Source organism: Chitinophagales bacterium (assembly GCA_041392475.1).
Taxonomy (GTDB): Bacteria; Bacteroidota; Bacteroidia; order Chitinophagales; family UBA2359; genus JAUHXA01.
Genome location: JAWKLZ010000001.1, coordinates 3,153,506 through 3,176,730, shown reverse-complemented (window position 1 = coordinate 3,176,730; position 23,225 = coordinate 3,153,506). Strand labels below are relative to the sequence as shown.

The 23,225-nt window shown below is 39.0% G+C and carries 17 protein-coding genes; 10 read left to right on the top strand and 7 right to left on the bottom strand.

From position 1 onward, the window contains the following. Positions 1-3 precede the first annotated feature (3 nt). Positions 4-1,344: a DUF4270 domain-containing protein gene (locus R3E32_11805; GenBank protein MEZ4885405.1), complete on the top strand. Its 1,341-nt coding sequence runs from the start codon at positions 4-6 to the stop codon at positions 1,342-1,344. A gap of 350 nt (positions 1,345-1,694) precedes the next feature. Further along, entirely contained in the window at positions 1,695-3,533 is a 1,839-nt protein-coding gene (gene glmS, locus R3E32_11800; protein MEZ4885404.1) for a glutamine--fructose-6-phosphate transaminase (isomerizing), read from the top strand. Positions 3,534-3,628: 95 nt separating this feature from the next. Here glmS and R3E32_11795 read toward each other — a convergent pair whose 3' ends face one another. Next, positions 3,629-4,021 carry a T9SS type A sorting domain-containing protein gene (locus R3E32_11795; protein MEZ4885403.1) on the bottom strand — a complete coding sequence of 131 codons (393 nt, stop codon included), beginning with the start codon at positions 4,019-4,021 and terminating at the stop codon, positions 3,629-3,631. Between the two features lie 192 nt (positions 4,022-4,213). Between R3E32_11795 and R3E32_11790 the strand changes: the two genes are divergently transcribed. Then, the gene (locus tag R3E32_11790; GenBank protein ID MEZ4885402.1) at positions 4,214-4,684 is read left to right on the top strand and encodes a hypothetical protein; all 471 of its coding nucleotides are present in this window, start codon (positions 4,214-4,216) and stop codon (positions 4,682-4,684) included. 238 nt (positions 4,685-4,922) lie between these two features. Here the strand turns inward: R3E32_11790 and R3E32_11785 are convergent, their stop codons facing one another. Continuing rightward, a complete protein-coding gene (locus R3E32_11785) occupies positions 4,923-5,909 on the bottom strand; it encodes a lipid A deacylase LpxR family protein (protein MEZ4885401.1) in 987 nt (328 codons plus the stop codon). Positions 5,910-6,180: 271 nt separating this feature from the next. Here R3E32_11785 and R3E32_11780 point away from each other — a divergent pair, with 271 nt between their 5' ends. The 3 genes from R3E32_11780 to R3E32_11770 all read left to right on the top strand — a co-directional run bounded on the left by R3E32_11780 (position 6,181) and on the right by R3E32_11770 (position 14,077). Next, positions 6,181-9,573, top strand: a complete 3,393-nt coding sequence (locus R3E32_11780; protein MEZ4885400.1) for a VCBS repeat-containing protein — start codon at positions 6,181-6,183, stop codon at positions 9,571-9,573. Positions 9,574-9,578: 5 nt separating this feature from the next. Then, positions 9,579-12,962, top strand: a complete 3,384-nt coding sequence (locus tag R3E32_11775) for a VCBS repeat-containing protein (protein MEZ4885399.1) — start codon at positions 9,579-9,581, stop codon at positions 12,960-12,962. Positions 12,963-13,861: 899 nt separating this feature from the next. Then, positions 13,862-14,077, top strand: coding sequence for a hypothetical protein (locus tag R3E32_11770; protein ID MEZ4885398.1), 216 nt, complete (start codon positions 13,862-13,864; stop codon positions 14,075-14,077). Between the two features lie 179 nt (positions 14,078-14,256). Here R3E32_11770 and sucC read toward each other — a convergent pair whose 3' ends face one another. Next, positions 14,257-15,459 (bottom strand): ADP-forming succinate--CoA ligase subunit beta, encoded by a 1,203-nt coding sequence (gene sucC / locus R3E32_11765; GenBank protein MEZ4885397.1) that lies wholly within the window; start codon positions 15,457-15,459, stop codon positions 14,257-14,259. A 178-nt stretch (positions 15,460-15,637) separates the two neighbouring features. Here sucC and R3E32_11760 point away from each other — a divergent pair, with 178 nt between their 5' ends. Then, entirely contained in the window at positions 15,638-17,416 is a 1,779-nt protein-coding gene (locus R3E32_11760; GenBank protein MEZ4885396.1) for a glycosyltransferase family 39 protein, read from the top strand. A gap of 7 nt (positions 17,417-17,423) precedes the next feature. On the opposite strand, the gene R3E32_11755 is transcribed toward R3E32_11760, so the two are convergent. After that, positions 17,424-18,302, bottom strand: coding sequence for a glycosyltransferase family 2 protein (locus R3E32_11755; protein MEZ4885395.1), 879 nt, complete (start codon positions 18,300-18,302; stop codon positions 17,424-17,426). Positions 18,303-18,431: 129 nt separating this feature from the next. On the opposite strand from R3E32_11755, the gene R3E32_11750 reads away from it, so the two are divergent. From R3E32_11750 to R3E32_11740, 3 genes are all read left to right on the top strand, one after another. Then, positions 18,432-18,653, top strand: coding sequence for a hypothetical protein (locus R3E32_11750; protein ID MEZ4885394.1), 222 nt, complete (start codon positions 18,432-18,434; stop codon positions 18,651-18,653). Positions 18,654-18,756: 103 nt separating this feature from the next. Beyond that, positions 18,757-19,686: a M48 family metallopeptidase gene (locus R3E32_11745; GenBank protein MEZ4885393.1), complete on the top strand. Its 930-nt coding sequence runs from the start codon at positions 18,757-18,759 to the stop codon at positions 19,684-19,686. 182 nt (positions 19,687-19,868) lie between these two features. Then, positions 19,869-21,170 (top strand): transglutaminase domain-containing protein, encoded by a 1,302-nt coding sequence (locus R3E32_11740; protein MEZ4885392.1) that lies wholly within the window; start codon positions 19,869-19,871, stop codon positions 21,168-21,170. A gap of 9 nt (positions 21,171-21,179) precedes the next feature. Here R3E32_11740 and R3E32_11735 read toward each other — a convergent pair whose 3' ends face one another. From R3E32_11735 to R3E32_11725, 3 genes are read right to left on the bottom strand one after another with little or no spacing between them, the layout of a single operon-like run. Next, positions 21,180-22,130 (bottom strand): magnesium transporter CorA family protein, encoded by a 951-nt coding sequence (locus R3E32_11735; GenBank protein MEZ4885391.1) that lies wholly within the window; start codon positions 22,128-22,130, stop codon positions 21,180-21,182. Between the two features lie 22 nt (positions 22,131-22,152). After that, a complete protein-coding gene (gene dapF / locus R3E32_11730) occupies positions 22,153-22,956 on the bottom strand; it encodes a diaminopimelate epimerase (GenBank protein MEZ4885390.1) in 804 nt (267 codons plus the stop codon). Next, positions 22,953-23,189 (bottom strand): hypothetical protein, encoded by a 237-nt coding sequence (locus tag R3E32_11725; protein MEZ4885389.1) that lies wholly within the window; start codon positions 23,187-23,189, stop codon positions 22,953-22,955. The genes dapF and R3E32_11725 overlap by 4 nt, the downstream gene beginning before the upstream one ends. Positions 23,190-23,225: the final 36 nt, after the last annotated feature.

Genomic DNA, 23,225 nt, shown 5'->3' with positions numbered 1-23,225 from the left:
TATATGAAACAAAAATATTTAATGATATGGTGTACGGTGTTATTTATCAGCATCTGCACCATTTCTTGCAATGACACGACTCCCATTGGTTTGGATATCATTGACGATGAAGACCTTCTGACTACTTCAGTCGTTGATACTTTTACCATTGAAGTAGCTACTGTTCAAACTGACTCCACCAATTCCTCCGATAGAACCCGTCCTTACTTATTTGGAGTCGTTAATGACCCCACTTTCGGCAAATCAAGGGCCAGCATTTACACCGAATTTTTACTGCGGGCCAGCAATCCCAATCTTGGAGACCACCCCGTTTTTGATTCTTTGGTCATTACTTTGGCCTATGACAACTTTCTTATTTATGGCAATTCGGTGTCTAGCAATTCCCTGACAGTACACGAGTTAGAGCAGGAACTAAATGCCAGTCAAACCTATTACTCCAATGAAACCATCGCCTACAATCCAAGGGTAATTGGCGAAAAAAGGAATTTTCAGTATGAACCAGCGGATAGCAATTTGATTGTCACAGAAATTGACACTTCGGGAATTCCCCTCCGCAACAGAGTTACCCCTCATCTACGCATACGGTTAAGCGATGAGTTGGGTAATCGTTTGCTCAATCAGATTGGAGATGTTGCTTTTCAAAACGACGAAAATTTTCAACAGTTTTTCAAAGGACTCTACATCTTACCTGCAAGTTCCAACAATGCACTTACCTATTTTGATATACTCAGCGAACAAACCAAAATGACGCTATATTACACAGACGATGATGAAGACTTAGGTACACTTGATTTTATGATGAATCTAAGCACAGCAGTCATCAACCATTTTGAACACGATTACAACAATACCCCTATTGAAGCAGTCATCAATCAAACTCCGAATTCTGAAACAACCACTGCTTACGTTCAGGCTATGACAGGATTGGATATTGATTTAGAGATTCCTACTCTGAGCAAAAATGTCCTCGGCAATATTTCAATCAATAAGGCAGAATTGGAAGTTTATCAGGTAGAAGTAGATGGTGATGCCTTGTTTTCTGCACCTCTTGCCCTGGGTTTGATTGCAGAGAACACAGAAGATAACACCATTGTGGTGATGTCTTCTACTGCTAGTGGATTGAGAGGAGATACGCTCACAGTTAATGGAGAAATCGGCATAAAATACAAGGTCGATATTGATCTTCAACGTTTGCAAGGTTTCTTAGATAATTCTGAAAATCAAAAATTTTCATTGCTGCCCAGCAATCCTCTTACCAGTCCCAATAGAATGGCAGTTGGTGGTCCAAAACACCCTAATTTTCCTATGAAACTTCGACTGATTTATACTGCTATTGTAGAATAAATTTGGACTTTGGATGAAACACATAAGTAGAAAGACAAAAGAAGTAAATGTTTGGTTATGAGTAAATTGCATTTTCAATGCAATTTCACTTAATTTCTTTGTTGTCAATGATTTAAAACTTTTTGTCTTTTGTCTTTAATCTTTCGTCCAAAGTCTAAATCTTTTTAGCAAAGTAAATTTCGGAAGTCATTGCTTCAAATCGGTATCAAAATATTCTCTCTCAAAAGCTAATACAACTATATCAACTATTTTGATGTTAAACAATTGTTAAATGAACCTTTAGTTAAACCAAGTGTACTATCAAACATCTCAAACCACAAACATTATTCATTCAATAAACCCATTTAGATATGTGCGGAATAGTTGGATACGTAGGACATAAACCCGTTTTTCCTATTTTAATCAAAGGCCTACTAAGACTGGAATATAGAGGCTATGACAGTACAGGCGTTGCCATTTTGAATGGCGACCTTAAAATCTACAAACAAAAAGGAAAGGTAAAACAATTAGAAAAGTTTGTAGCAGACCAAGACCTTGAAGGGACAACAGGCATGGGGCATACCCGATGGGCGACACATGGAGCCCCCAACGACATCAATGCCCATCCACATATATCAGGTGATGGAAGGTTGGCAATCATACACAACGGCATTATTGAAAACTATGCTGTTTTGAAAAAAGAATTGGAGGGACGTGGGCATGTTTTTCAAACAGAAACAGACACTGAAGTATTGGTACATCTCATTGAAGAAATTCAATCTTTGATCAAATCACCTCTAGAACAGGCTGTCCGCATGGCTCTTCAAGGAGTTGTTGGGGCGTATGCCATTGTTGTAGCTTCAAAAGACGAACCAGGCAGACTGGTCGCTGCTCGAAAAAGTAGCCCTCTAGTAGTAGGCATTGGCGAAGGAGAATTTTTTCTTGCCTCTGATGCGACACCTATTATTGAGCATACCCGTAAGGTAGTGTATTTGAAGGACGAAGAAATGGCGGTTTTGGACATCAAAGATGGGCTGACCATTAAAACCATTGATAATCAAATTCAAACACCCGTAGTAGAGGAATTGATGTGGAATTTGGAGATGCTCGAAAAAGGGGGTTACGAACATTTCATGTTAAAAGAAATCAACGAACAGTCCAAGTCTATTCACGACAGTATGCGTGGTCGCCTCAATCTTGACAAAAACATCATCATGCTCGGAGGCATCAAAGATTATGAGCAGAAGATGGTGAATGCCAAGCGCATCATCATTGTGGCTTGTGGAACTTCTTGGCACGCTGGATTGGTGGGCGAATATTTATTTGAAGACTTGGCGAGAATTCCCGTTGAAGTAGAATATGCTTCTGAGTTTCGCTATCGAAATCCAATTATCACCGAAGACGATGTAGTTATTGCCATTTCTCAATCGGGCGAAACGGCAGACACGCTTGCAGCCCTTGAATTGGCAAAATCGAAAGGGGCAACCATTTTGGGAATCTGCAATGTGGTTGGTTCGTCTATTTCACGATTGACCGATGCGGGAACTTATACACACGCAGGGCCTGAGATTGGCGTAGCTTCAACCAAAGCCTTCACCGCACAACTCACTGTATTGACACTCATGGCACTCCGATTGGCGCAGCAAAAAGGAATGTTGACCGAAGCTCGCTACCACTATTTGTTGACCGAGTTGGAGCAAATTCCGACAAAGGTAGAGGAGACATTGAAGGTGGAGGAGCAGGTTAAGTTCATTGCAGGTGAGTTCAAAGATGTGAGCCACTTTTTATATTTGGGGCGTGGCTACAATTTCCCTGTTGCCTTGGAGGGTGCGCTCAAATTGAAGGAGATTTCTTACATTCATGCCGAGGGTTATCCTGCTGCCGAAATGAAACATGGCCCGATTGCCTTGATTGACGAAAAAATGCCTGTGGTCGTGATGGCTACCAATGAGAGTGCTTACGAAAAGATTGTGAGCAATATTCAAGAGGTGAAAGCAAGAGGCGGACGCATCATTGCGATTACCCATGAAAAAGATACCATCATTGAAGGTTTGGCAGAATTTGTGGTGAAAATTCCTGAAACGGCGGAGCCTTTGACTCCAATTTTATCGGTTATTCCCCTTCAATTGCTGGCGTATCACATTGCGCTGATGCGGGGCTGCAATGTGGACCAACCTCGAAACTTGGCGAAGTCGGTGACGGTGGAGTAAAGTTAGGAAAGCTTCAAAATAGACAAGAGAAAAGGGGCAATACCAGTGGTATTGCCCCTTTTCTCTTGTGTTTCAGATGCTGAAATGGCTTGTACTTACTGCGTTTTCACCAACTTCAAATACTCTCGCTGTTCTTGTCCTGTTTCGTCTTTGTATTTCAATTGACAGATGTAAACACCTGCGGGGAGTTGGTCATTGCTTATTTTTAATGTATGCAAACCTTTATTCAAAGGTTTCTGCTCATATAAACGCAATATTTCTTTGCCCGTGATGTCAAAAACATGCAAATTGGTAAGAAAGTTAGCCGAAAGTCGCAACTCAATCGTAAAACTGCTATTGGAAGGATTTGGATAAACCGTCCACGACACGGTGTTATTCAAATCTTCGAGTTGTTTGCCATGTTGTCCGTTGAAGCATCCTCCTGTAGTAGTCATTTGTACCGCAAAATCTTCATTTTCAGGAGAATTGAAAAGACCTGGTGTTCCCAAACCGCTACCTACTTCGTGCTTGAACGATAAGGCACAAATATTTGATATTGATTAAAATAAAGAGCTTTTTTTGCTTGAATTTTATAGTAGAAATTATTATCTTAGCAATTGCAATATTTGTATAATGTTAATTACGAATCAAATGATGATTTGTCTGTCTATGAGATTCGTGTAAAAAAGTATTACTATCTGATGCGTAAAGAATTTGAAGCACAATTACAATTGGATTCGATTCCTATTGGAGAGGTAGAAATAGATATGCGAAGCCGTCATGAGCTACCTCAACTATTAGCAGGATTACAGCATATTTTCACGAATGAAGCACTTCGAACAGCCGTTCTGAAAGTTTTATCTGAGGCTATTTTGTCAGAAAAAAAAGCGACGGGTCGTTTGGGAATGAGTTTATGGGAATTATTTGTTTTGGGTTGTTGCCGTCTAAATTTAAATATAGATTATGATAATCTACATGATTTATCGAATAATCACCATTCACTTCGAGGGATATTAGGTGTAGCAACGAGAGGTTATCTACCGAATGTAAAACATTATTGTTTGCAAACAATTAATCTGTTTTTAATAAAAAAGCCTGTTTTCGTTCAGGCACTATTTAAGTTGGTATTTTTAAAAATGCCGCAACGATTTGAAAAAAAGACGATGCCATAGAAGTTAGTTGTAAACTACTGTAGAAAGTGGAGGAGTTACTGAGTACAGCATCAAAGGAGTTTGATTTTGCACAGCTTCAATTGTATTTAAGTGTAGGTAATAGGCTCAATGACACTAGGTTAATTAAAAAATGCGAAGAACTATCTATTCATTTCATTTGTGTACCCAAAAAGTCACATATTCTTTATTTGGGTAAAAAGAAATTCACTGTCAAGCAGAATTTTACTGTACAGTAAAATTATCTTCTCCAAACCTTCAAACTCATTCTAAAGTGTTGTTTCCCTCCAATAAATTCAGCACCGACATGACTGAGTATAAAGCGAAAAGCAAGTCTGGAATAAGAATATTGAAAGCCAAACTGTTGGGAAAACAACCATTTTTTTGCTTCTACGGTAAATGGACTCGGATTGTCAAACAAACTTCCTTCAATGAAAATATTATGCAAGACGTAGCTATAACCCAAACCTAAAAAAGCATAATCTTCAATGGAAGTCATTTCACTACTTTTACCCAATCTCGAACCTGCAAAAGAAGTATGCCGAATAGGAGAAAATTTGCCTATTCTAATGAGCCAATTTTTTTCAATAAAAGTTTGCATCGTTCCTACTGCAATTTGACTTTCACTAATAATGGTAGTCGCTTGACCAAAAGGCTTTTCCCGCCAATACTTGTAATGAAGATTGACACCCCATTCATTGCTAATTTGGTTTTCCCAGCCAAAAGGAAGCGGAGTATTGACGGCTCGGTGAAAGGCACGTTGAAGCTTATCCATTCCTGTACGTTCGCCAACAGTTCCGAGTAGTAAACCAAACTCATGTCCCATATCAGCTTTAGGAAAATAAGAAATTTGGCCATTTACATATTGCAGCCCTGCAAACGGACGGTCTTGATTTCCAGACAAATAGGCATCCTCACTAATATCAAAAGGGGTAAACATTTTGAAGCCATAGCGATAAGCAACCGTTAATTTAGCATCGGGGTTCTGGAAAATAGACCTCAGCCAGTTTTCATTTTTTACCAAACGCCTGTATTCCAAATCAATACCCGCAGTATAATAGGCATCCGTGGCGAGAAAGGCATCATTGTCCATTTGTAGTAGGATTGAATGGCGATAAGTCGTGTCTATGGAGGAAGTGGTTTGTGCTTTTGAAGGAAGCACTACGAAGCAAATACTTAAAAGTAGAAAAACAATATTTTTTTGTGATTTTAGGAGTGAAAAATTCATTTTTTTTTTGATTTAAAAACTATCATTTAAGAAGAAGTCAAGATTCCGTATATTTGAGCAAAGATAAAACGGACTTTTAGAGTAGCACTGCTTATTGGTTTTCGTTCATTAGTTCGTTGTTGTGTGAAGTCTGTTAGGAGTAATTTGGCTTTAACACCACAACCTACCCCGATGAAATAAATCGGGAAATTAAATTCTAAAAAACAACTATCAGTGCTACCTGTATCATCTATCCAATTTGTGATACAAACTATCTACAATTTACAATATTATGAACATCAAACAAACACCTATTTTTACTATAATTTTTTTGTTCATGTTGTTCTTCGGTGCTTGTACGCCCGATTCTACAAGTACCGAAAATCAGCTAGCTAACAACTCTCAAAATCAAGCCAATCCGCTTTTTGAAGAAATTTCTCCAAAGAAATCAGGCCTTGACTTTACCAATACCATCGAAAACACCGAAAAATTCAATATTTTCTCCTACCGTAATTTTTACAATGGCGGAGGTGTAGCAATTGGAGATGTTAACAACGATGGTTTGGCGGATGTGTATATGACGGGAAACATGGTCAAAAACAAGCTCTTTTTGAACAAAGGAAATTTTGAATTTGAAGACATCACCCAAAAGGCAGGAGTAGGTGGAGAGAGAGGTTGGAGTACAGGAGTTGTGATGGTGGACATCAACAATGATAAACTCTTAGATATTTATGTCTGCAATGCGGGCTATGTGGAAGGAGATGACCAAAAGAACGAATTGTTTATCAACAATGGAGATTTGACTTTCACCGAACAATCCGCAGACTTCAATTTGGACGAGGGAGGTTATACAACTCATGCCGCTTTTTTTGACTATGATTTGGATGGCGATTTGGATGTTTATTTACTCAACAACAGTTTTATTCCCGTCAATACTTTGAATTACAGCAACAAGCGAGATTTGAAAGCAGAAGATTGGCCCGTCAAGGATTTTTTGAAGGGAGGCGGAGATAAATTATTGAAGAATGAGGGCGGCAAATTTACAGATGTAACCGAGGAAGCAGGAATTTACAGCAGTTTGATTGGCTTTGGATTAGGTATTACAGTAGGCGACATCAATGGAGACATGTTACCAGATATGTATGTATCCAATGATTTTTTTGAGCGGGATTACCTATATATCAATGATGGGAAATTGGATGAAACGAGTACAACCGTTACTTTCACTGAGGATATCAAAGGTTGGATGGGGCATTTGAGCTTGGCTTCAATGGGGGCAGATATGGCCGATATCAACAACGATGGTTATCCCGAAATATTTGTCACAGAAATGCTTCCCAAAGAAGATTCACGACGAAAAACCACCTCTTCTTTTGAAAACTACAATGTCTATCTGCTCAAACAGCAGCGAGATTTTTACCACCAATACATGCACAATACCCTGCAATACAACAACAAAGACCAATCCTTTAGCGAAATAGCATGGTACAGTGGAGTCGCCGCATCAGATTGGAGTTGGGGAGCATTGTTGTTTGATGCCGACAACGATGGCTATCGAGATATTTATGTGTGCAATGGAATTTACCAAGATGTGACCGACCAAGATTTCATTGATTTCTTTTCCAACGAAGTATTTCAAAAAATGGCAGTTTCGGGCGAAAAAACAAAATTGCAGGAAATACTCAAGGAAATGCCTTCGAGACCTCAATTGAATCAATTGTTTCACAACAACGGCGATTTGACCTTTGCCGATAAAGGACTGGAATTTGGATTCGATGAACCCAGCTTCTCAAATGGAGCAGCCTATGGCGATTTAGACAACGATGGCGATTTGGATTTGGTCGTTAATAACCTAAACCAAGAATCCTTCTTGTTTAAAAACAACAGCAGTGAACAACTTCAAAACCACTATGTGTCCGTTCAGTTGAAAGGAACTGCAAAAAATACATTCGCTATTGGCTCAAAGGTTGCTGCATTTGCAGGAGGCGAACAGTACAACTTTCAGATGATTCCTACGAGGGGCTTTCAATCTTCAATAGACTACAAAATGGTGTTTGGTTTGGGCAAAAAAGACAAGGTGGATTCTTTGGTTGTTACTTGGATGGACAAAACCCAAACCATTCTCCAAAACCCGCCTATCGACACACTTTTGGTTGTTGATTATCAAGAATCAGAGAAAAGTCCTTTGAAGTTTACAGTTCCACAAAAAAACACTTCTGTCCTATTTTCAGAAGTAAGCAATAGTTTTGAAGCCCACAAAGAAGACCGATTCATTGACTTTTTTCAAGAAGGATTGACCATGCGGATGTTGTCGAGAGAAGGCCCAAAAGCTGCCATTGGCGATGTGAATGGCGATGGTTTAGACGATGTTTTTGTAGGTGGAGCAGCAGATTTTCATGGGCTGCTGTATTTGCAGAAACGAAATGGTCAATTTGCAGAACCCAATAGAGGAATGTTTGAAGCAGAAGTGGGTTTTGAAGATACAGCAGCAGCTTTTTTTGATGCAGATGGAGATGGTGATTTGGATTTGATGGTCGGTTCGGGAGGAAATCACCAAATGGCAGGAACTCGTTTCATGCAAGACCGATTGTACTTCAATGACGGAAAAGGAAACTTTACATTAAATCAACAAGCATTCAGTTCCAATGGTTTGAATACGTCAGTCATTGTTCCGTTTGACATGGATGAGGACGGAGATTTAGATGTTTTTGTAGGAAGCCGAAGCATACCCAACCAATATGGTGTGCCTGCTCGCAGCTATTTGTACGAAAACGATGGAAAGGGCAACTTCAAAGACGTGGCTAAAGACAAATTCAAGGTTTTGACCCAACTCGGTATGGTGACGGATGCCACATTGGTGGACATCAATCAGGATAAAAAGTCTGAATTGGTGGTAGTTGGTGAATGGATGTCCCCCAAAGTCTTTAGTTTTGCAGGTGGGAATTGGGAGGAACTCAACACCAGTTTGTCCACACTTTCGGGTTGGTGGTATGCTATTGAAGCCGAAGATGTGGATGGCGATGGCGACCAAGATTTGATTTTGGGCAATCGAGGCGAGAATTTTTATTTTTCGGGAAATCCCGAAGCACCTGCTAAATTATGGCTATCAGATTTTGATGGCAATGGTACGATAGAAAAAATTATGACCCAAACCATTGAAGGACGAGATGTGCCTGTTCACTTGAAAAAAGAACTAACTGGACAATTGGCAAAGTTGAAAAAGAAGAATTTGAAACACAGCGATTACGCTTCCAAGTCTATTCAAGAATTGTTTTCTGAAGACGACTTGAATAAAGCATACCAATTAGAAGCGACTTACTTCAAATCTGCCGTAGCCATCAACAATGGAAATGGACAGTTTGAGATAAAAGCCCTACCCAAAGAAGTACAGTTTTCGTGTGTATGCGACATTTACTGTACCGACCTCAATGGCGATAACCAAAAAGACCTAATTTTGGCGGGCAATGACAGTGGCTTTACACCTCAATTCTCAAAGTTGGACGGTAGTTTTGGACATGTGTTGATAAACAAAGGAGACGGCAGTTTTGAGCGAATCGAAAACAAAGATTCAGGTTTGTTCATTCGTGGAGATGTCAAACAATTGGCTGAACTAAAAATCGGAGGAAGCCGCTATATTTTGGGTTTGGTAAACAATGAAAAAAGTAAACTATTTAAAATCAATTAATTAAAATGTCTAAATTCAAATTATTAGCGACTACATTAGCCATTTTAATATTGGGAGTCACTTCTTGTGTCGATAACAAAGAAAACAATGTTTCTTCTAATCAAAATGGCACAAATCCGCCCATTGAAACTCAATTTGAATTGTTGCGAAAGAACAAAACAGGCTTAGATTTTGAAAATGTCTTGATACAAACTTTGGACTTCAATGTGTTTGGATATATGTATTTCTTCAATGGAGGAGGAATCGCTTGCGGAGACTTCAATCAAGATGGCTTGGAAGATTTGTATTTCACCAGCAATATGGGCCCAAACAAACTGTTCTTGAATGAAGGCAATCTGAAATTTCGAGATGTAACCAAAGCTGCTGGTATGGAAGGCATGGAAGGTTGGACATCAGGAACATCGACAGTCGACTTCAATAATGATGGACTACTAGATATTTATGTATCTCAAGTAGGTAAACATGATAATATCACAGGACGCAATCAACTATATATCTGCAAAGGGATAGAAGATGGAATACCTATATTTGAAGATCAAGCTTCTCAATATGGTTTGGATTTTCAAGTTTATGGCACACAGGCTGCTTTTTTTGACTACGATTTGGACGGAGATTTGGATATGTTCCAACTCAATCACTCTGTTCATGACAACGGTACTTTTGGAGAGAAAAAAGGCTTCGTGGGCAAAGAACATCCTTTATCGGGCGACAAATTGATGCGAAACGACAACGGCACCTATGTCAATGTGAGTGCACAAGCAAACATCAACAGCACCGTCATTGGTTATGGACTGGGAATTGCGATAAGCGATATGAACTTAGACGGTTATCCAGACATTTACATTGCCAATGACTTCCACGAAAACGACTACTTCTACATCAACCAAAAGGATGGCACTTTCAAAGAGGTCATGCCCGAACAAATGATGCACACAAGCCGCTTCTCAATGGGAACTGACATCAGTGACTTCAACAACGATGGATGGAACGATATTTTCACCTTAGACATGGCTCCCTACGATCCCTATATTTTGAAAAGTTCATTGGGAGAAGATGACTATAATATTTTTGACTTCAAACTGAAATACGGTTATCACTATCAATACGCTCGCAACAATCTGCAGCTGAACAATCAAGATGGCACATTTTCTGAAATTGGGATGTTTGCAGATGTAGAAGCTACTGATTGGTCTTGGGCAGCTCTATTCCTTGATTTTGACCACGATGGACTCAAAGATTTGTTCATCTCCAATGGAATTCCTCGCCGAATGAACGATATAGACTACATCAACTTCCGAACGGGTGACGAAGACATTCGCTTCAAAACCAATGCTAATTACCTGAACGAAGGCGAATTAGATTTAGTCAATAAAATGCCTCAAATCAAGCTCCCCAACAAGTTTATGCGAAACACAGGAAACCTGCGATTTGAAGACATGGAAGCAGCCATTGAAGGCAATGCTACGAGCTTTTCCAATGGAGCAGTCTATGTAGATTTAGATAACGATGGCGACCTAGATATAGTAACGAATAACATTGAAGATGAGCCTTTTGTATATAAAAATTTAACGATTGAACACAAAAAAGACCGCCAAAATTATTTGAAGTTAAAGCTTGAAGGTTCTCCTAAAAATAGAAATGCAATTGGTGCAAAAGTCATAGCCTTCAAAGGAAATGAAAGAATATCTGCCGAACAATTTCCAGTAAGGGGCTATCAATCAAGTATGCCGATGGGCTTGCACATTGGAGTGGGAGATACTTCAAAAGTGGACTCCATTTTGTTGATTTGGCCAGACCGAACGTATCAAAAATTGGAGGGTGTCGACTTCAATCAAACGCTAAATGTAAAATGGAAAGAAGGGCTTCCCAACTTCAATTTTGAAGTCTTGAAAAACAAACAAAAAAAGTCCAATCCTTTCTCCTTCAAGGACATTACCGCCCAAACTAAGTTGGATTTTGTACACCACGAAAACCCTTTTATAGAGTTTGACCGAGAAACTTTGATTCCGTGGATGGTGTCGGCAGAAGGCCCTGCTTTGGCAGTGGGTGATGTGAATGGCGACGGTTTGGAGGATGTATTTTTGGGTTCATCCAAACGCCGAAGAAGTACGCTTTATCACCAAAACAAAAATGGCACATTTACCAATGCTACACCAGAAATTTTGGTACAAGACAGTCTTTTTGAAGATGTAGATGCAGTATTTGTCGACATCGAAAACGATGGCGACTTGGATTTGGTCATTGCAGCAGGCGGCAACGAGTACCAAGGTACCGACGAGGCGATGCGACAGCGTTTGTATGTGAATGATGGAAAAGGCAACTTTAGCAATAAAATTTATTTTGAAGGAGCGTATTCGGTGGCTTCCTGCGTGTTGGCGCAGGACTTCAATGGCGATGGCCTGACCGATTTCTTCTTTGGCGCACGCTCCAAACCATGGGGCTATGGCAGAGTTGGAGATTCTTATTTGTTTGTCAACAAAGGCGATGGCAAGTTTGAAGATGTGACCGATACATACCACAAAAATCTGCGGCAGGTAGGTTTGGTCAAAAACGGCACTTGGGCAGATATTGACCAAGATGGCGACCCCGATTTGGTATTAGCGATGGAATGGGATGCGATTCAAATCTTTGTGAATCAAGATGGAAAATTTGAGCAGAAAACGGTCGGCGACTACAAAGGTTGGTGGAATTTTGTTGTAGCTGAAGATTTTGATGGCGATGGCGATTTGGATATTTTGGCAGGTAATATGGGGAGAAACTCCAAACTCAAACCGACTCCCGAACAACCTGTAAGACTGTATGTTGAGGATTTTGACAACAACGAACAGGTAGAATCGGTAATGACCTACTATGTCGGAGGGCGAGAAATTCCATTTGCCAACTATGCCGAATTGACTAAACGAATGGTCAAATTGAAGAAACGTTATCTTTATTCTAAAGACTTGGCGAAAGCGAGTATTGAAGAGATTTTTGGAGCGGATAAATTGAAGTCTGCCATAAAGTGGGAAGCAAATACAGGAGTCAGCGCCTATTTTGAAAATGCAGGCGTAGAAGGCTTCAAATTTCATCCGCTTCCCAACGAGCTGCAATTTTCAAGTCTCAAAGCGGCTGCTATAATGGATGCTGAAAAGAAGAACAGACAGAAAACGGAAGTGATTTTGGGCGGAAATTTCTACGAAAACAATGTGGAATTGGGACGCTACGATGCCAATTTTGGCAATGTTTTGTCTATTGACGACAATGGCAATATCCAACTGCAAAGTTATCCGATTGGGAATCTGTCTATTGAAGGTCAGGTTAGGAATATTGCTCGGATTCACATTGCAGGGAAAAGCTGCTTTATTCTAGCGAAAAATGATGCGGCATTGCAGGTGATTGAAGCGAAATAAATTAGACTTGCTGTAAATTATCTAACAGCAATTTATTCTTGAAAAAATTACACAAATAGAACTAATAGGAAAGATGAATAGTTAGTGCTTGAACGGAAATACTCAATCATTTGACTATCAAAACATAACTAATTGTTTAAACAAACGAACTTTTTGCCTATATTTCATGAAGATTCTATATTCTTGTAATAACTTGTTCCTAATTCATAAGGAATTTATTGAAGGTGTTGGTATTCTTGAAAATCCAAAAAAAGTTCAAATGATTTTTTACCTCCAATGTTTTGATTGTGAGCCTCTTGCAAAATTCCGTTCAGATATTAGTTAGAAGAAATCGTTGTAAATCCAATATTCACGTCAATGATATTGTAGTAATATGTGCTGTTCTTTGGAACTTTTCTATTACTACATAAGTAATTAAAAGTCAATTTACAGCAAGTCTAATATATTCAAACCAATATTGCTCAGAGATTGAGGGCAATATTTATACGAATGATACAGTGTTTAGTGCAAAAATTAGATTGTGATATAGAACAACTTTTGCATTTGATGATTTACGATGCTTAATTTAGGGGATTATTTGAAGGGGCAGTTATCCTTAAAATACAGAATGAATAAAAGATAAGCTTTTGTTAAGTCTTAATTTGGAAATAAGTCGTTATCTAATTGATAAACAAATAATTAGTGCTTTAAAATGAATATAAATAAAAGTTCTTTTATTGCTTCAATTTGTTAATAACCAATATTATAGTGACAAATAGTAAGGTGCGAAACTTAATAACTAAGATACGGCATTAATTGGAAATGTAATATTTTTGGTAAAATTTCTGAACCACAAAAGGCACAAAGAACACAAAAGATTTTCACCTAAGATTTTTTTTCTTTTGTGGTTCAATTCATGTATGGTACTAGCGGCTGAAATCAACAACTTATCGCCCACACAATTGGCTGCTGCTAAGGAGGTTGAGGTGAGAAAAATCATTATGGCAATGGTGGAGAATAAAGCGATAAGAGAAACTGAAGAAAAAGTCAGAAAAGAAACAGAAGAACGAATCAAGAACTTGTTGAAACTTGGAAAACTCACCAAAGAAGAAATTGTAGCTATTTTTGGTATTTAGATGGAATACGTGCTCCAAATAGAAAAAACAATGTAATCAGTAAATAAAAAAGGCATTGAAAACCAATTGTTTCAATGCCTTTTCCTCGATTTAGGCTTTTGAAGTTTTAGCTCAAAATTTGTTATTGTGAAGAAAATCAACACTCTATAAAGAAAAAACTTCAAAGTCTTTGTATCAAACTAAGATAAAAGTTCCTTCACCTTATCTGCTGCTTCCTTCAATAAGATAGCAGAGTGAACCTGCAAGCCTGATTCGTCAATGATTTTCTTGGCAATATCTGCATTCGTACCCTGCAAACGCACAATGATAGGCACATGAATCTCGCCAATATTTTTGTAAGCCTGCACCACGCCATTTGCCACACGGTCGCAGCGAACAATACCGCCAAAAATGTTCACCAAAATAGCCTTCACATTTGGGTCTTGAAGGATGATTCGGAAACCCGCTTCAACGGTTTCAGCATTCGCCTTGCCGCCCACATCCAAGAAGTTTGCAGGAGCACCGCCCGCCAATTTGATGATGTCCATAGTCGCCATTGCCAAACCCGCACCGTTGACCATACAGCCCACATTGCCATCGAGTTTGATAAAGTTCAAGCCATGTTTACCCGCTTCAACTTCGGTTGGATCTTCTTCCGATTCATCCCTCATTGCAGCAATATCAGGATGGCGAAACAAGGTAGAATCGTCAATCGAAACTTTGGAATCCACTGCAATGATTTCGTCATTGGCATTTTTCATCAAAGGATTGATTTCAATCAACGAAGCATCCATGCCCAAATACGCATTGTAGAGTTTGGGTACAAATTGGGTCATTTCTTTGAAGGCTTTGCCCTCCAATCCCAAATTGAAGGCAATCTTACGCAATTGAAAAGCTTGAATGCCAATTCCTGCGTCAATCCATTCTTTGTGAACCAAATGTGGCGTTTCTTCTGCCACTGCTTCAATATCCATTCCTCCTTCAGTGGAGTAAATAATCACGTTTTTACCCGTGCTTCTATCCATCAAAATGCTCATGTAGTATTCTTCACAAGCATCAAAATCAGGAGCATAAGCATCTTCTGCAATCAATACCTTGCTGACCAATTTGCCTTCACCTTCCATACCGCCAGGCGTTTGAGGTGTCTTCAACATCATGCCAATGATATTGCCAGCATGTTCTTTCAATTGATCCATGTTTTTGGCGAGTTTCACTCCTCCACCTTTGCCTCTACCTCCAGCATGAATTTGGGCTTTCACAACCCATACCTTCGTTCCTGTTTCTTCGGTCAATTGTTCGGCGGCGGCTACTGCCTCTTCCACATTATTGGCTACTTTGCCCCGCTGAATTTTTACGCCGTAACTTTCTAAAAGTCCTTTTGCTTGATACTCGTGTAAATTCATATCAAAAGTATTGTTGTTTTGTGACAGTTTGAATATTTGCTGCGAAAATACGAATTATCAAGGCGAAAAGCGAAAACCCCTTCAACAATTCAAAAAACAAATTGAAGCCCGATATCAAATCTTTTATATGCTTCAATGACTATTTCCTACTTTTGTACTTCAAAACGTATTCCTGCAAATGACCGAAACCCCAGAGCAAACAATAACAAAAGTGAATCGCCAACAAAGACGCTGGACGATTTTGGTGATTGTATTGGTTTCTCTTTTGTTTCGGGGCATCTATTTTCTGCAATTGAGTGACAGTCAGGCTTTGTTGTACATGCACAAGTGGGAGCAGTCTGATATGCACTACTATTATGAGTGGGCAGAAAATATTGAAGCAGGAGATATTTTGACCAATCGCCCGTTTTATCCCTACAATTTTTGGCAGCAACAATTGGCAAATTATGCCTTTAATCACTATCCCAAAGAGGCCCGTAAGTTGATAGGAAAAGTGCCTGTAAAATTGGATGAGGAAGCCCGCAACCGTTTGCTGTGGGAAAAATGGGTAGGCGGAAAAGTGTTTTATGCCGATCCCTTTTATCCCTATTGGTTGGCCTTCAATTTTAAGGTTTTCGGCTCAGATGTTCGTTGGATATTTGTTTGGCAGCTGTTGTTGGGAGTTTGCTGCAATGTGTTGATTTATTTTATTGCAGCCCGTTATTTTGTTGAGCGTGTGGGCATTGTTGCAGCAGCAATGGCGATTCTGTGTGGTCCTTTGATGTACAATGATATGATTTTGATTCGGGCATCTTGGATGACCTTTACTGGCTTGTTGTTGGTCTATTTGTTGGACAAACTGTTGCTGCAAAAAAAATGGAAATGGTGGCTGTTGTACGGTGTTTTGATAGGTGTGTGTATGCTTTTGAAGTCGGTGTATTCGTTGTGGTTGTTGTATGTCTTGGCTTTGGTGGTGCTGACTTATTGGCGAACACCTAAAGAAGTTGTAAAGTTGGGTTTGTTGTTGATTATGGGGATGTATATTGGACGTGCGCCGTTGATAGCGAGGAATTTGGCGGTAGGTTTACCAGCGAGTGCATCAAGTGGTTATGGGGCGATTAATTTTATCATCACCAACCACGAAGGGTACAAAGCGAAAACAAATGGGGTGAATATTGACAAATCGGTTGGTTTGATGATGGAATCCAAACTGAACATGACTGCTGCAATTGTAAAAACACTGCAAACTTATGACTCACCATTAGGGTATTTCTCGATGTTGTGGCAGAAATTCGGAACGGTTTGGAATGGTTATGAAGCGGCTGACAACGCCAATTTTTACTATTACCGCCTTCACGCTCCGATATTGAAGTACCTGTTTTTCAGCTTTTATTGGATAGCTCCTTTGGGAATTGTGGGTTTCTTTTTGGCACTGTTTGACTACAAACAATTTTGGCGACCCATTTATGCTTTTGTGGTCATGCAAGTCGCTTTATTGACTGTCTTTTTTGTGTTGTCTCGTTTGCGAATTCCTTTGTTGGCGATGATGGTTCCTTTTGCAGCTTATGCAGTGGTTTCCATTTTTGAAAATAGAAATTGGAGAAGTGTCGCTGCTGTTTTTAGCATCCTTGTTTTGGCTTATTGGGTGCATTTGCCAATGACTTCTTCAAAAATCAGACATGCTGATTATGTTGCGCCTTATCAGGTGTATTACCAACCTTTGATTCAAAAAGCTGTAAATTCAAAAAAATGGAATGAAGCCATTGCAGTGATGGAGGATTTTCTGCAATATGAACCTTCCAATATTGCTGCATTGCAGGTACAGGATGGCGCAAGTAAACCTAAAATCAATCAACAAGATGCTGATTTTTACGGCAATGTTTATACTCAATATGCTGATTTTTATAGAGAAATAGAGGATTTTGTAACGGCAGAAACTTTGAACGCTAAAGCGGAATTATTGAAGTCGAAAAAGTAGTGGAGGTTTATTTTTTACCCACAATCTTGCGAATATTGCTCAACTGTTCGGCCAACAATCCCATCAAAAAAAACAGGATTCCACTCAAAATGAAAAACAATGCGCCTACACTCAAACCTCTTTTATCCAATAAAATAGGCAACCCCCAAATGAACCCAATCAAGATGGAGATGGCTGCAATGGGTAAAAATATTTTGAGTGGATTGAAGAGCATTGTGATGTTGAGTATTTCCAAAATTGTTTGAAAAGCAGTTCGGGTGGAAATAGTGCTTTCTCCTGCAATGCGTTGGTGAATTTGGATGGGATGTTCCAGTACCAAATGTCGGTAACTAATGAATACTAGGGTGATAATGTCGCTGTATGCCATAGAGTCGGGACACAAATCGAGGTACTGTTGTGCCAGTTTGGTATCGTAGATTTTCATGCCCGAATTGATGTCGTGAATATTGATTGGGAGTAGGATATTGGCAATTTTTCGGATAAGGCATTTGCCCAATCTTCGATAAACGCTCGAACTGCTGTCTGGTCGCTTGCCTACTACCATGTCTGCATTTTCGGACAATAGGTATTCATACAGTTTGCGGACATCTTCGATGCTGTGTTGTCCGTCTGCATCTATCGTTATGACCAAATCAGTTATAGCTTCTCGAATCCCTTGTTTAATCGCACCTCCATATCCTTTGTTGACTTTGTGGTGAATGATTTTGAAGTCATGGTCTTGTTGGAGGTTTTGTAATATTTTGAGAGAGTTGTCTTTAGAGCCATCGTTCACAAAGATTACTTGCCAATTTTGTTTTTTTGCAGCTTGCATCAAAGGGGGAATGAGTAGCGGTAGATTTGCTGCTTCATTGTAGCTTGGAATGATGATGGATAAACTTTTGGACATCTGTTTAAATAGGTAAAAATAAGTCAATTTTGGAAGTTTGCATAATACTTTGATTGAAGGTAGCGTGAAAATCAAGTATTTTTTTGTTCTTATTGAGTTTTGTATTATTTTTATTTCAAAATTAACCTGATGGAAGATAAACGAAACGTCCTCAAAGAGGATCAGCCTTTTTCATGGAAATTATTGAAGAATGGAAAAGCATTGATTTATTGGAACCAGAAGATGGTAAAGACCATCAAAGGTAAAGAATGTGACCAGTTGAAGAAGTTGGTGGAGTCAGGCGATGTGTATGATATTCAATTGTATTTGGCTAGAATAACAGGTAATTTTAAGCATGGAAATGAAAGGTAAATAAACCATTTCGTGTTTCGTGTTTCTAATCAACAGAACCAATCTATCAACAAGACGTTCTATTTACAGACAAACTTCAATTTTATACAATAAACCAATTGACATGAAAAAATGGATTTCACTTGCCCTATTGATGGGTATAATATTTACCACTTCTTGTTCTACCAATCCTATTACTGGTCGAAAACAATTGACCTTGGTACCTGAATCAACGGTATCACAACTGAGCTTAGATCAATACAAACAAGTATTGAGCGAGAGTAAGGTGGAGCGTGGTACGGCTGATGCTCAAATGATTAATACTGTTGGACAAAACATCGCAACGGCTGTAGAACAATGGATGATACAAAATAAATATTCAGATAGAATCAAAGAATTCAACTGGGAATTTAACTTGATTGACGAAAATGTGGTGAACGCATGGTGTATGCCAGGAGGTAAGGTTGCCTTTTACACAGGTATTTTGCCTTATACTCAGAACGATAAAGGTGTAGCGGTGGTGATGGGACATGAGGTTGCTCACGCTGTGGCTCGACATGGTAATGAGCGCATTAGCCAAGGTTTAATACAGACACTTGGTGGAGTAGGACTGCAGATTGCATTGAGGGACAAGCCTGCACAGACACAAAATTTGTTTATGGGAGCTTATGGTTTGGGTTCACAAGTGGCGGTAATGTTGCCTTTCTCCAGAAGCCATGAAACAGAAGCTGATCAAATGGGCGTGATTTTTATGGCAATGGCGGGCTACGATCCTTACGAAGCTCCAAAATTTTGGGAGCGAATGCAAACAAGTGGAGGAGGTGGTGTTCCTGAATTTTTAAGCACACACCCAAGCCATGAAACCCGTATCAAAAACCTCAATGAAAAATTCGTTCCGCAAGCATTGGCTTACTACAAAGGAACACCCAATCCTAATCCATCGACTACTACAAACAACAAGAAAGCAGTCAATGTGAAACCTACTCAAGGAAGTACCAATAAACAACCTACTTCAAAAACTCCTGTCAAAACCCGCACGAAAACAGGAAATTAGTTTTCTATTTGGGTCTGGTGTGAAGCAATAACAATTCAATACAAAAAGGCATTTATCAGTAAACAGACTGGTAAATGCTTTTTTTTTGTGGTAGATGTCTGATAGACGCAAAAATTCATGGTTTTTTCTTCAAAAAATGGCTTAATTTAGGACGAAGAATAACTATTTGTAGATGTGTATATATGAAACAGACCTACTTATCAAAGATTTTTGTGCTATTGTTAATCCATTACTCTGTTTTTGCCCAGCAGTTAGATCAGAACATCAGCACAGTTTCGGTTGAGATTTACTACAATTATCAGATTGATGGAGAAGTAAACCGAATACTTTCAACTTTTTTTCTTCCCCAAAATTTGCCCAATAAACAGCGAGTCATCAATATTGAATGTTCATTGCCGCCACACAAAATTTTTGAATCTGGAGGAAATCAGTACATAGAATTTGTATTTGACAAGCCCAAAGAAAGTTTTGTATTGAAGATTGAAATGGATATAGAGTTGTATCGCTACGACTTGAGAGTTGCGGCACATAACCAAATGATAGACAATACTATTACGATAGATAAATACCTTCGGAATGAACTTTTTTTGAAGCGGAAAAACAAAAATATTAGAGAAGTAGCTGCAAATATTTCTGGTGATAGTCAATTAGAAACGGTTCAAAATATTTATAGTTTTGTGGTCAGTCATTTGGAGTATGATAACAGTATTCGTGAAAATTTGGGTGCTATCAAGGCCCTAAAGAAAGGTCATGGAGATTGTACCGAATATGCGGATTTATTCGTGACCTTGTGCCGTGCCAAAGATATTCCTGCAAGAGTAGTAGCGGGTTGTGTGGCTGAATTGAGTGCCAATCCCAATCACCATTGGACAGAGGTTTACTTAGAAGATATGGGTTGGGTCCCTTTTGACCCTACATATGGTGATAGTCAGTCGGCTACTTTTGAGGAAATGCCGAACCAATATATTTACTATTCCAACAATCGGACAGACAAGGTATTGTTTAGTGGCAATGGTCGTCACAAATGGTGGATAGAAAACCGATTTGCTGGCGATGTTTCAGTGAGCTCTTTCTATGATGTGCAATATCCTTTTGAGCGTAAGTTTGGGGCTGCAAAATCGGAGTATTTGCACCAAAACTATGCTGAGGCGAATGAATTGATAGATGACTTGCTGACCTCAGATAGTAAAAACAGCCGTTATCATGCCTTCAAAAGTTTGATTCTTGCACAACAAGATGATTTTATGGGTGCTTGCAAATCCGTACAAGGTGCTTTGATATTGGGAAAGAATAACAACCTATTGAAGCAAAATGCTTATTATACTTTGTCCAATATTTGTGCTTTGCAGGGACAAAAAAAATTGGCTTTGTCTTTTTTGAAGCAGGTAGTAGAAATGGGTGTGGAAGATTTATCTCAAATTAGAGAGAATGAAGATTTTGCAGTGCTGAGAGGGGAGGAAGATTTTGAGATTTTGCTGAAATGAGAAATACTCCTAAAAAAGCCTTTGCCGTCTAAAAAACCATGTGAGCACAAAACTCATCAAAATGGACATAATGATAATGAGTGGAAAAGAAATAGGATTTTCTTGCCCCCAAACTGGTACGTTCATTCCATAAAAACTTGCGATTAGAGTAGGAACCATCAAAATGAGGGTAATCGAAGTGAGTCGTTTCATGACCGTATTCAGGTTATTAGAAATAATTGAAGCAAGGGCATCCATTGTTCCGTTGAGGATGTCGGAGTAGATTTGTGCCATATCTTGTGCCTGACTCGTATCAATAATAATGTCTTCTAAAAAATCATCCAATTCTTCATCTTGGCGAACCTTCAAAAAATCAATTCGTTTGATTCGCATGAGCAATAATTCATTGTCCCTCAGCGTGGTCATAAAGTAAACAAGACTTTTTTGAATATCTAATAAGTTCGACAATTCTCGATTGCGACTAGAGTTGTAGAGTTCTTTTTCGTAAACATTGCGCTGGCGATTTAGACTTTTTAGGTATTGAAGAAAATAGTGATTGGTGCGGTCAAAAAGTAGTAAAACAAAGTGATTGTGTATGCTTATATCAAAATTTTTCACCTTATTCTCTAAAAAATAATCAATCACAGGGTTTTTGAAGCCACTGATAGTCAGTATATAATCATCTACTTCCATGATACCCACAGGAACGGTGATGTAGTGTGCTTGGTTTGCTGCTTCGGTTTCGTTGCGTATAGGAATGTTCCACATAATGAGCTGAACGCCATCCTCTTGTTCATATCTCGAACGTTCGTCCATATCCAAAGAGTCGATAAAAAAGTCCAAAGGTATGTCCAGTGATTCACTCAATTGCCGCAATTCTTCATTGTTGTAGGGAGGATAAATGTTTATCCAACAACCTTTTTGAGCCTCTGGAATTTCTTGGATTGGACTGTTTGCTTTTTTTAAGTAGAACTTAATCATCGTTCTTTGTTATTTTGGGAATTTACTTCAAATAAGGGAATTGACCCTCAAAAACATGCACCGCAGAGCCTTTTAGCCAAACATTGCAGAAGTGGCCCTCCTTTGTGTGCTCAAAAGAAACAGTCAATTTACCTCCTTTTGTTTGAATATCAACTGAATAATTTCCTGTTGCATATTCATTTTGAGAAATCGTAGCAATACTTGCAGCAACAACGCCCGTGCCACACGAGAAAGTCTCATCTTCCACACCTCTTTCGTAGGTAGCCACGTGAATTCCATTTGCTAATTGTTGCACGAAATTAACATTTATCCCCGCCTTTCGGAAGCTTTCTTGATTCCGAATCGCCCTCCCCTCAGAGAAAATATCTATATTCCAAACATTATCAACAAATTGTACATAATGGGGTGAGCCTGTATCCAATACCCAATCACCATTGAAGTTTTGTAGGTTGGTCACATCATTCATTTGTAGCGAAACAAGTCCTTTTTTATCAATTGAGCCTTTGTGAATTCCGTCAATGGCGAGAAAATTATACAATCCTTCTTCCTTTGCTTCAACGCCTAACTGATGGGCAAAAGCTGTAATGCATCTGCCTCCATTACCACACATAGAAGTCGGACGACCATCTGCATTTAGGTAAATCATCTCAAAATCGTAGTTGGGATGGTTTTGGAGAAAGATAACTCCATCAGCTCCAATCCCAAAACGCCTGTGACAAAGGTTTTCATAAAAAGCAGGTGAATCGGTTTGTAACTTTAAGGAACGATTGTCTATCATTACAAAATCATTGCCTGTTCCATGGTACTTGCTAAATGAGATGTTCATTGCGGATTTATTTGGTTTTGTTCTAAAATAAGTATGCTGTCAAGTTGCTCTACTTCAATGCTATCTGCAATATTGTGAGGGGTTTGACCTTGTAGGTTTTTCTTATAGTTTTCCGAAATAATGACTGCAATCAAGGTGACTAAAATTATCCCAAGTGAAATAAAAGAAAATCGCCAGCCAAATATATTACCGCTTTGATAAGCAGAATCTTCTAATGAATCTGAGTTTCTCATGTTTAAGACAATTTGTTAATAAGTAAATTCTAAAAA

What these genes read in the sequence shown, in the direction of transcription:
- R3E32_11805 (MEZ4885405.1), top strand. Translation starts at nt 4, where the DNA reads ATGAAACAAAAATATTTAATGATATGGTGTACGGTGTTATTTATCAGC.
- glmS (MEZ4885404.1), top strand. Translation starts at nt 1,695, where the DNA reads ATGTGCGGAATAGTTGGATACGTAGGACATAAACCCGTTTTTCCTATT.
- R3E32_11790 (MEZ4885402.1), top strand. Translation starts at nt 4,214, where the DNA reads ATGCGTAAAGAATTTGAAGCACAATTACAATTGGATTCGATTCCTATT.
- R3E32_11785 (MEZ4885401.1), bottom strand. Translation starts at nt 5,909, where the DNA reads ATGAATTTTTCACTCCTAAAATCACAAAAAAATATTGTTTTTCTACTT.
- R3E32_11780 (MEZ4885400.1), top strand. Translation starts at nt 6,181, where the DNA reads ATGAACATCAAACAAACACCTATTTTTACTATAATTTTTTTGTTCATG.
- R3E32_11775 (MEZ4885399.1), top strand. Translation starts at nt 9,579, where the DNA reads ATGTCTAAATTCAAATTATTAGCGACTACATTAGCCATTTTAATATTG.
- R3E32_11770 (MEZ4885398.1), top strand. Translation starts at nt 13,862, where the DNA reads ATGGTACTAGCGGCTGAAATCAACAACTTATCGCCCACACAATTGGCT.
- sucC (MEZ4885397.1), bottom strand. Translation starts at nt 15,459, where the DNA reads ATGAATTTACACGAGTATCAAGCAAAAGGACTTTTAGAAAGTTACGGC.
- R3E32_11760 (MEZ4885396.1), top strand. Translation starts at nt 15,638, where the DNA reads ATGACCGAAACCCCAGAGCAAACAATAACAAAAGTGAATCGCCAACAA.
- R3E32_11755 (MEZ4885395.1), bottom strand. Translation starts at nt 18,302, where the DNA reads ATGTCCAAAAGTTTATCCATCATCATTCCAAGCTACAATGAAGCAGCA.
- R3E32_11750 (MEZ4885394.1), top strand. Translation starts at nt 18,432, where the DNA reads ATGGAAGATAAACGAAACGTCCTCAAAGAGGATCAGCCTTTTTCATGG.
- R3E32_11745 (MEZ4885393.1), top strand. Translation starts at nt 18,757, where the DNA reads ATGAAAAAATGGATTTCACTTGCCCTATTGATGGGTATAATATTTACC.
- R3E32_11740 (MEZ4885392.1), top strand. Translation starts at nt 19,869, where the DNA reads ATGAAACAGACCTACTTATCAAAGATTTTTGTGCTATTGTTAATCCAT.
- R3E32_11735 (MEZ4885391.1), bottom strand. Translation starts at nt 22,130, where the DNA reads ATGATTAAGTTCTACTTAAAAAAAGCAAACAGTCCAATCCAAGAAATT.
- dapF (MEZ4885390.1), bottom strand. Translation starts at nt 22,956, where the DNA reads ATGAACATCTCATTTAGCAAGTACCATGGAACAGGCAATGATTTTGTA.
- R3E32_11725 (MEZ4885389.1), bottom strand. Translation starts at nt 23,189, where the DNA reads ATGAGAAACTCAGATTCATTAGAAGATTCTGCTTATCAAAGCGGTAAT.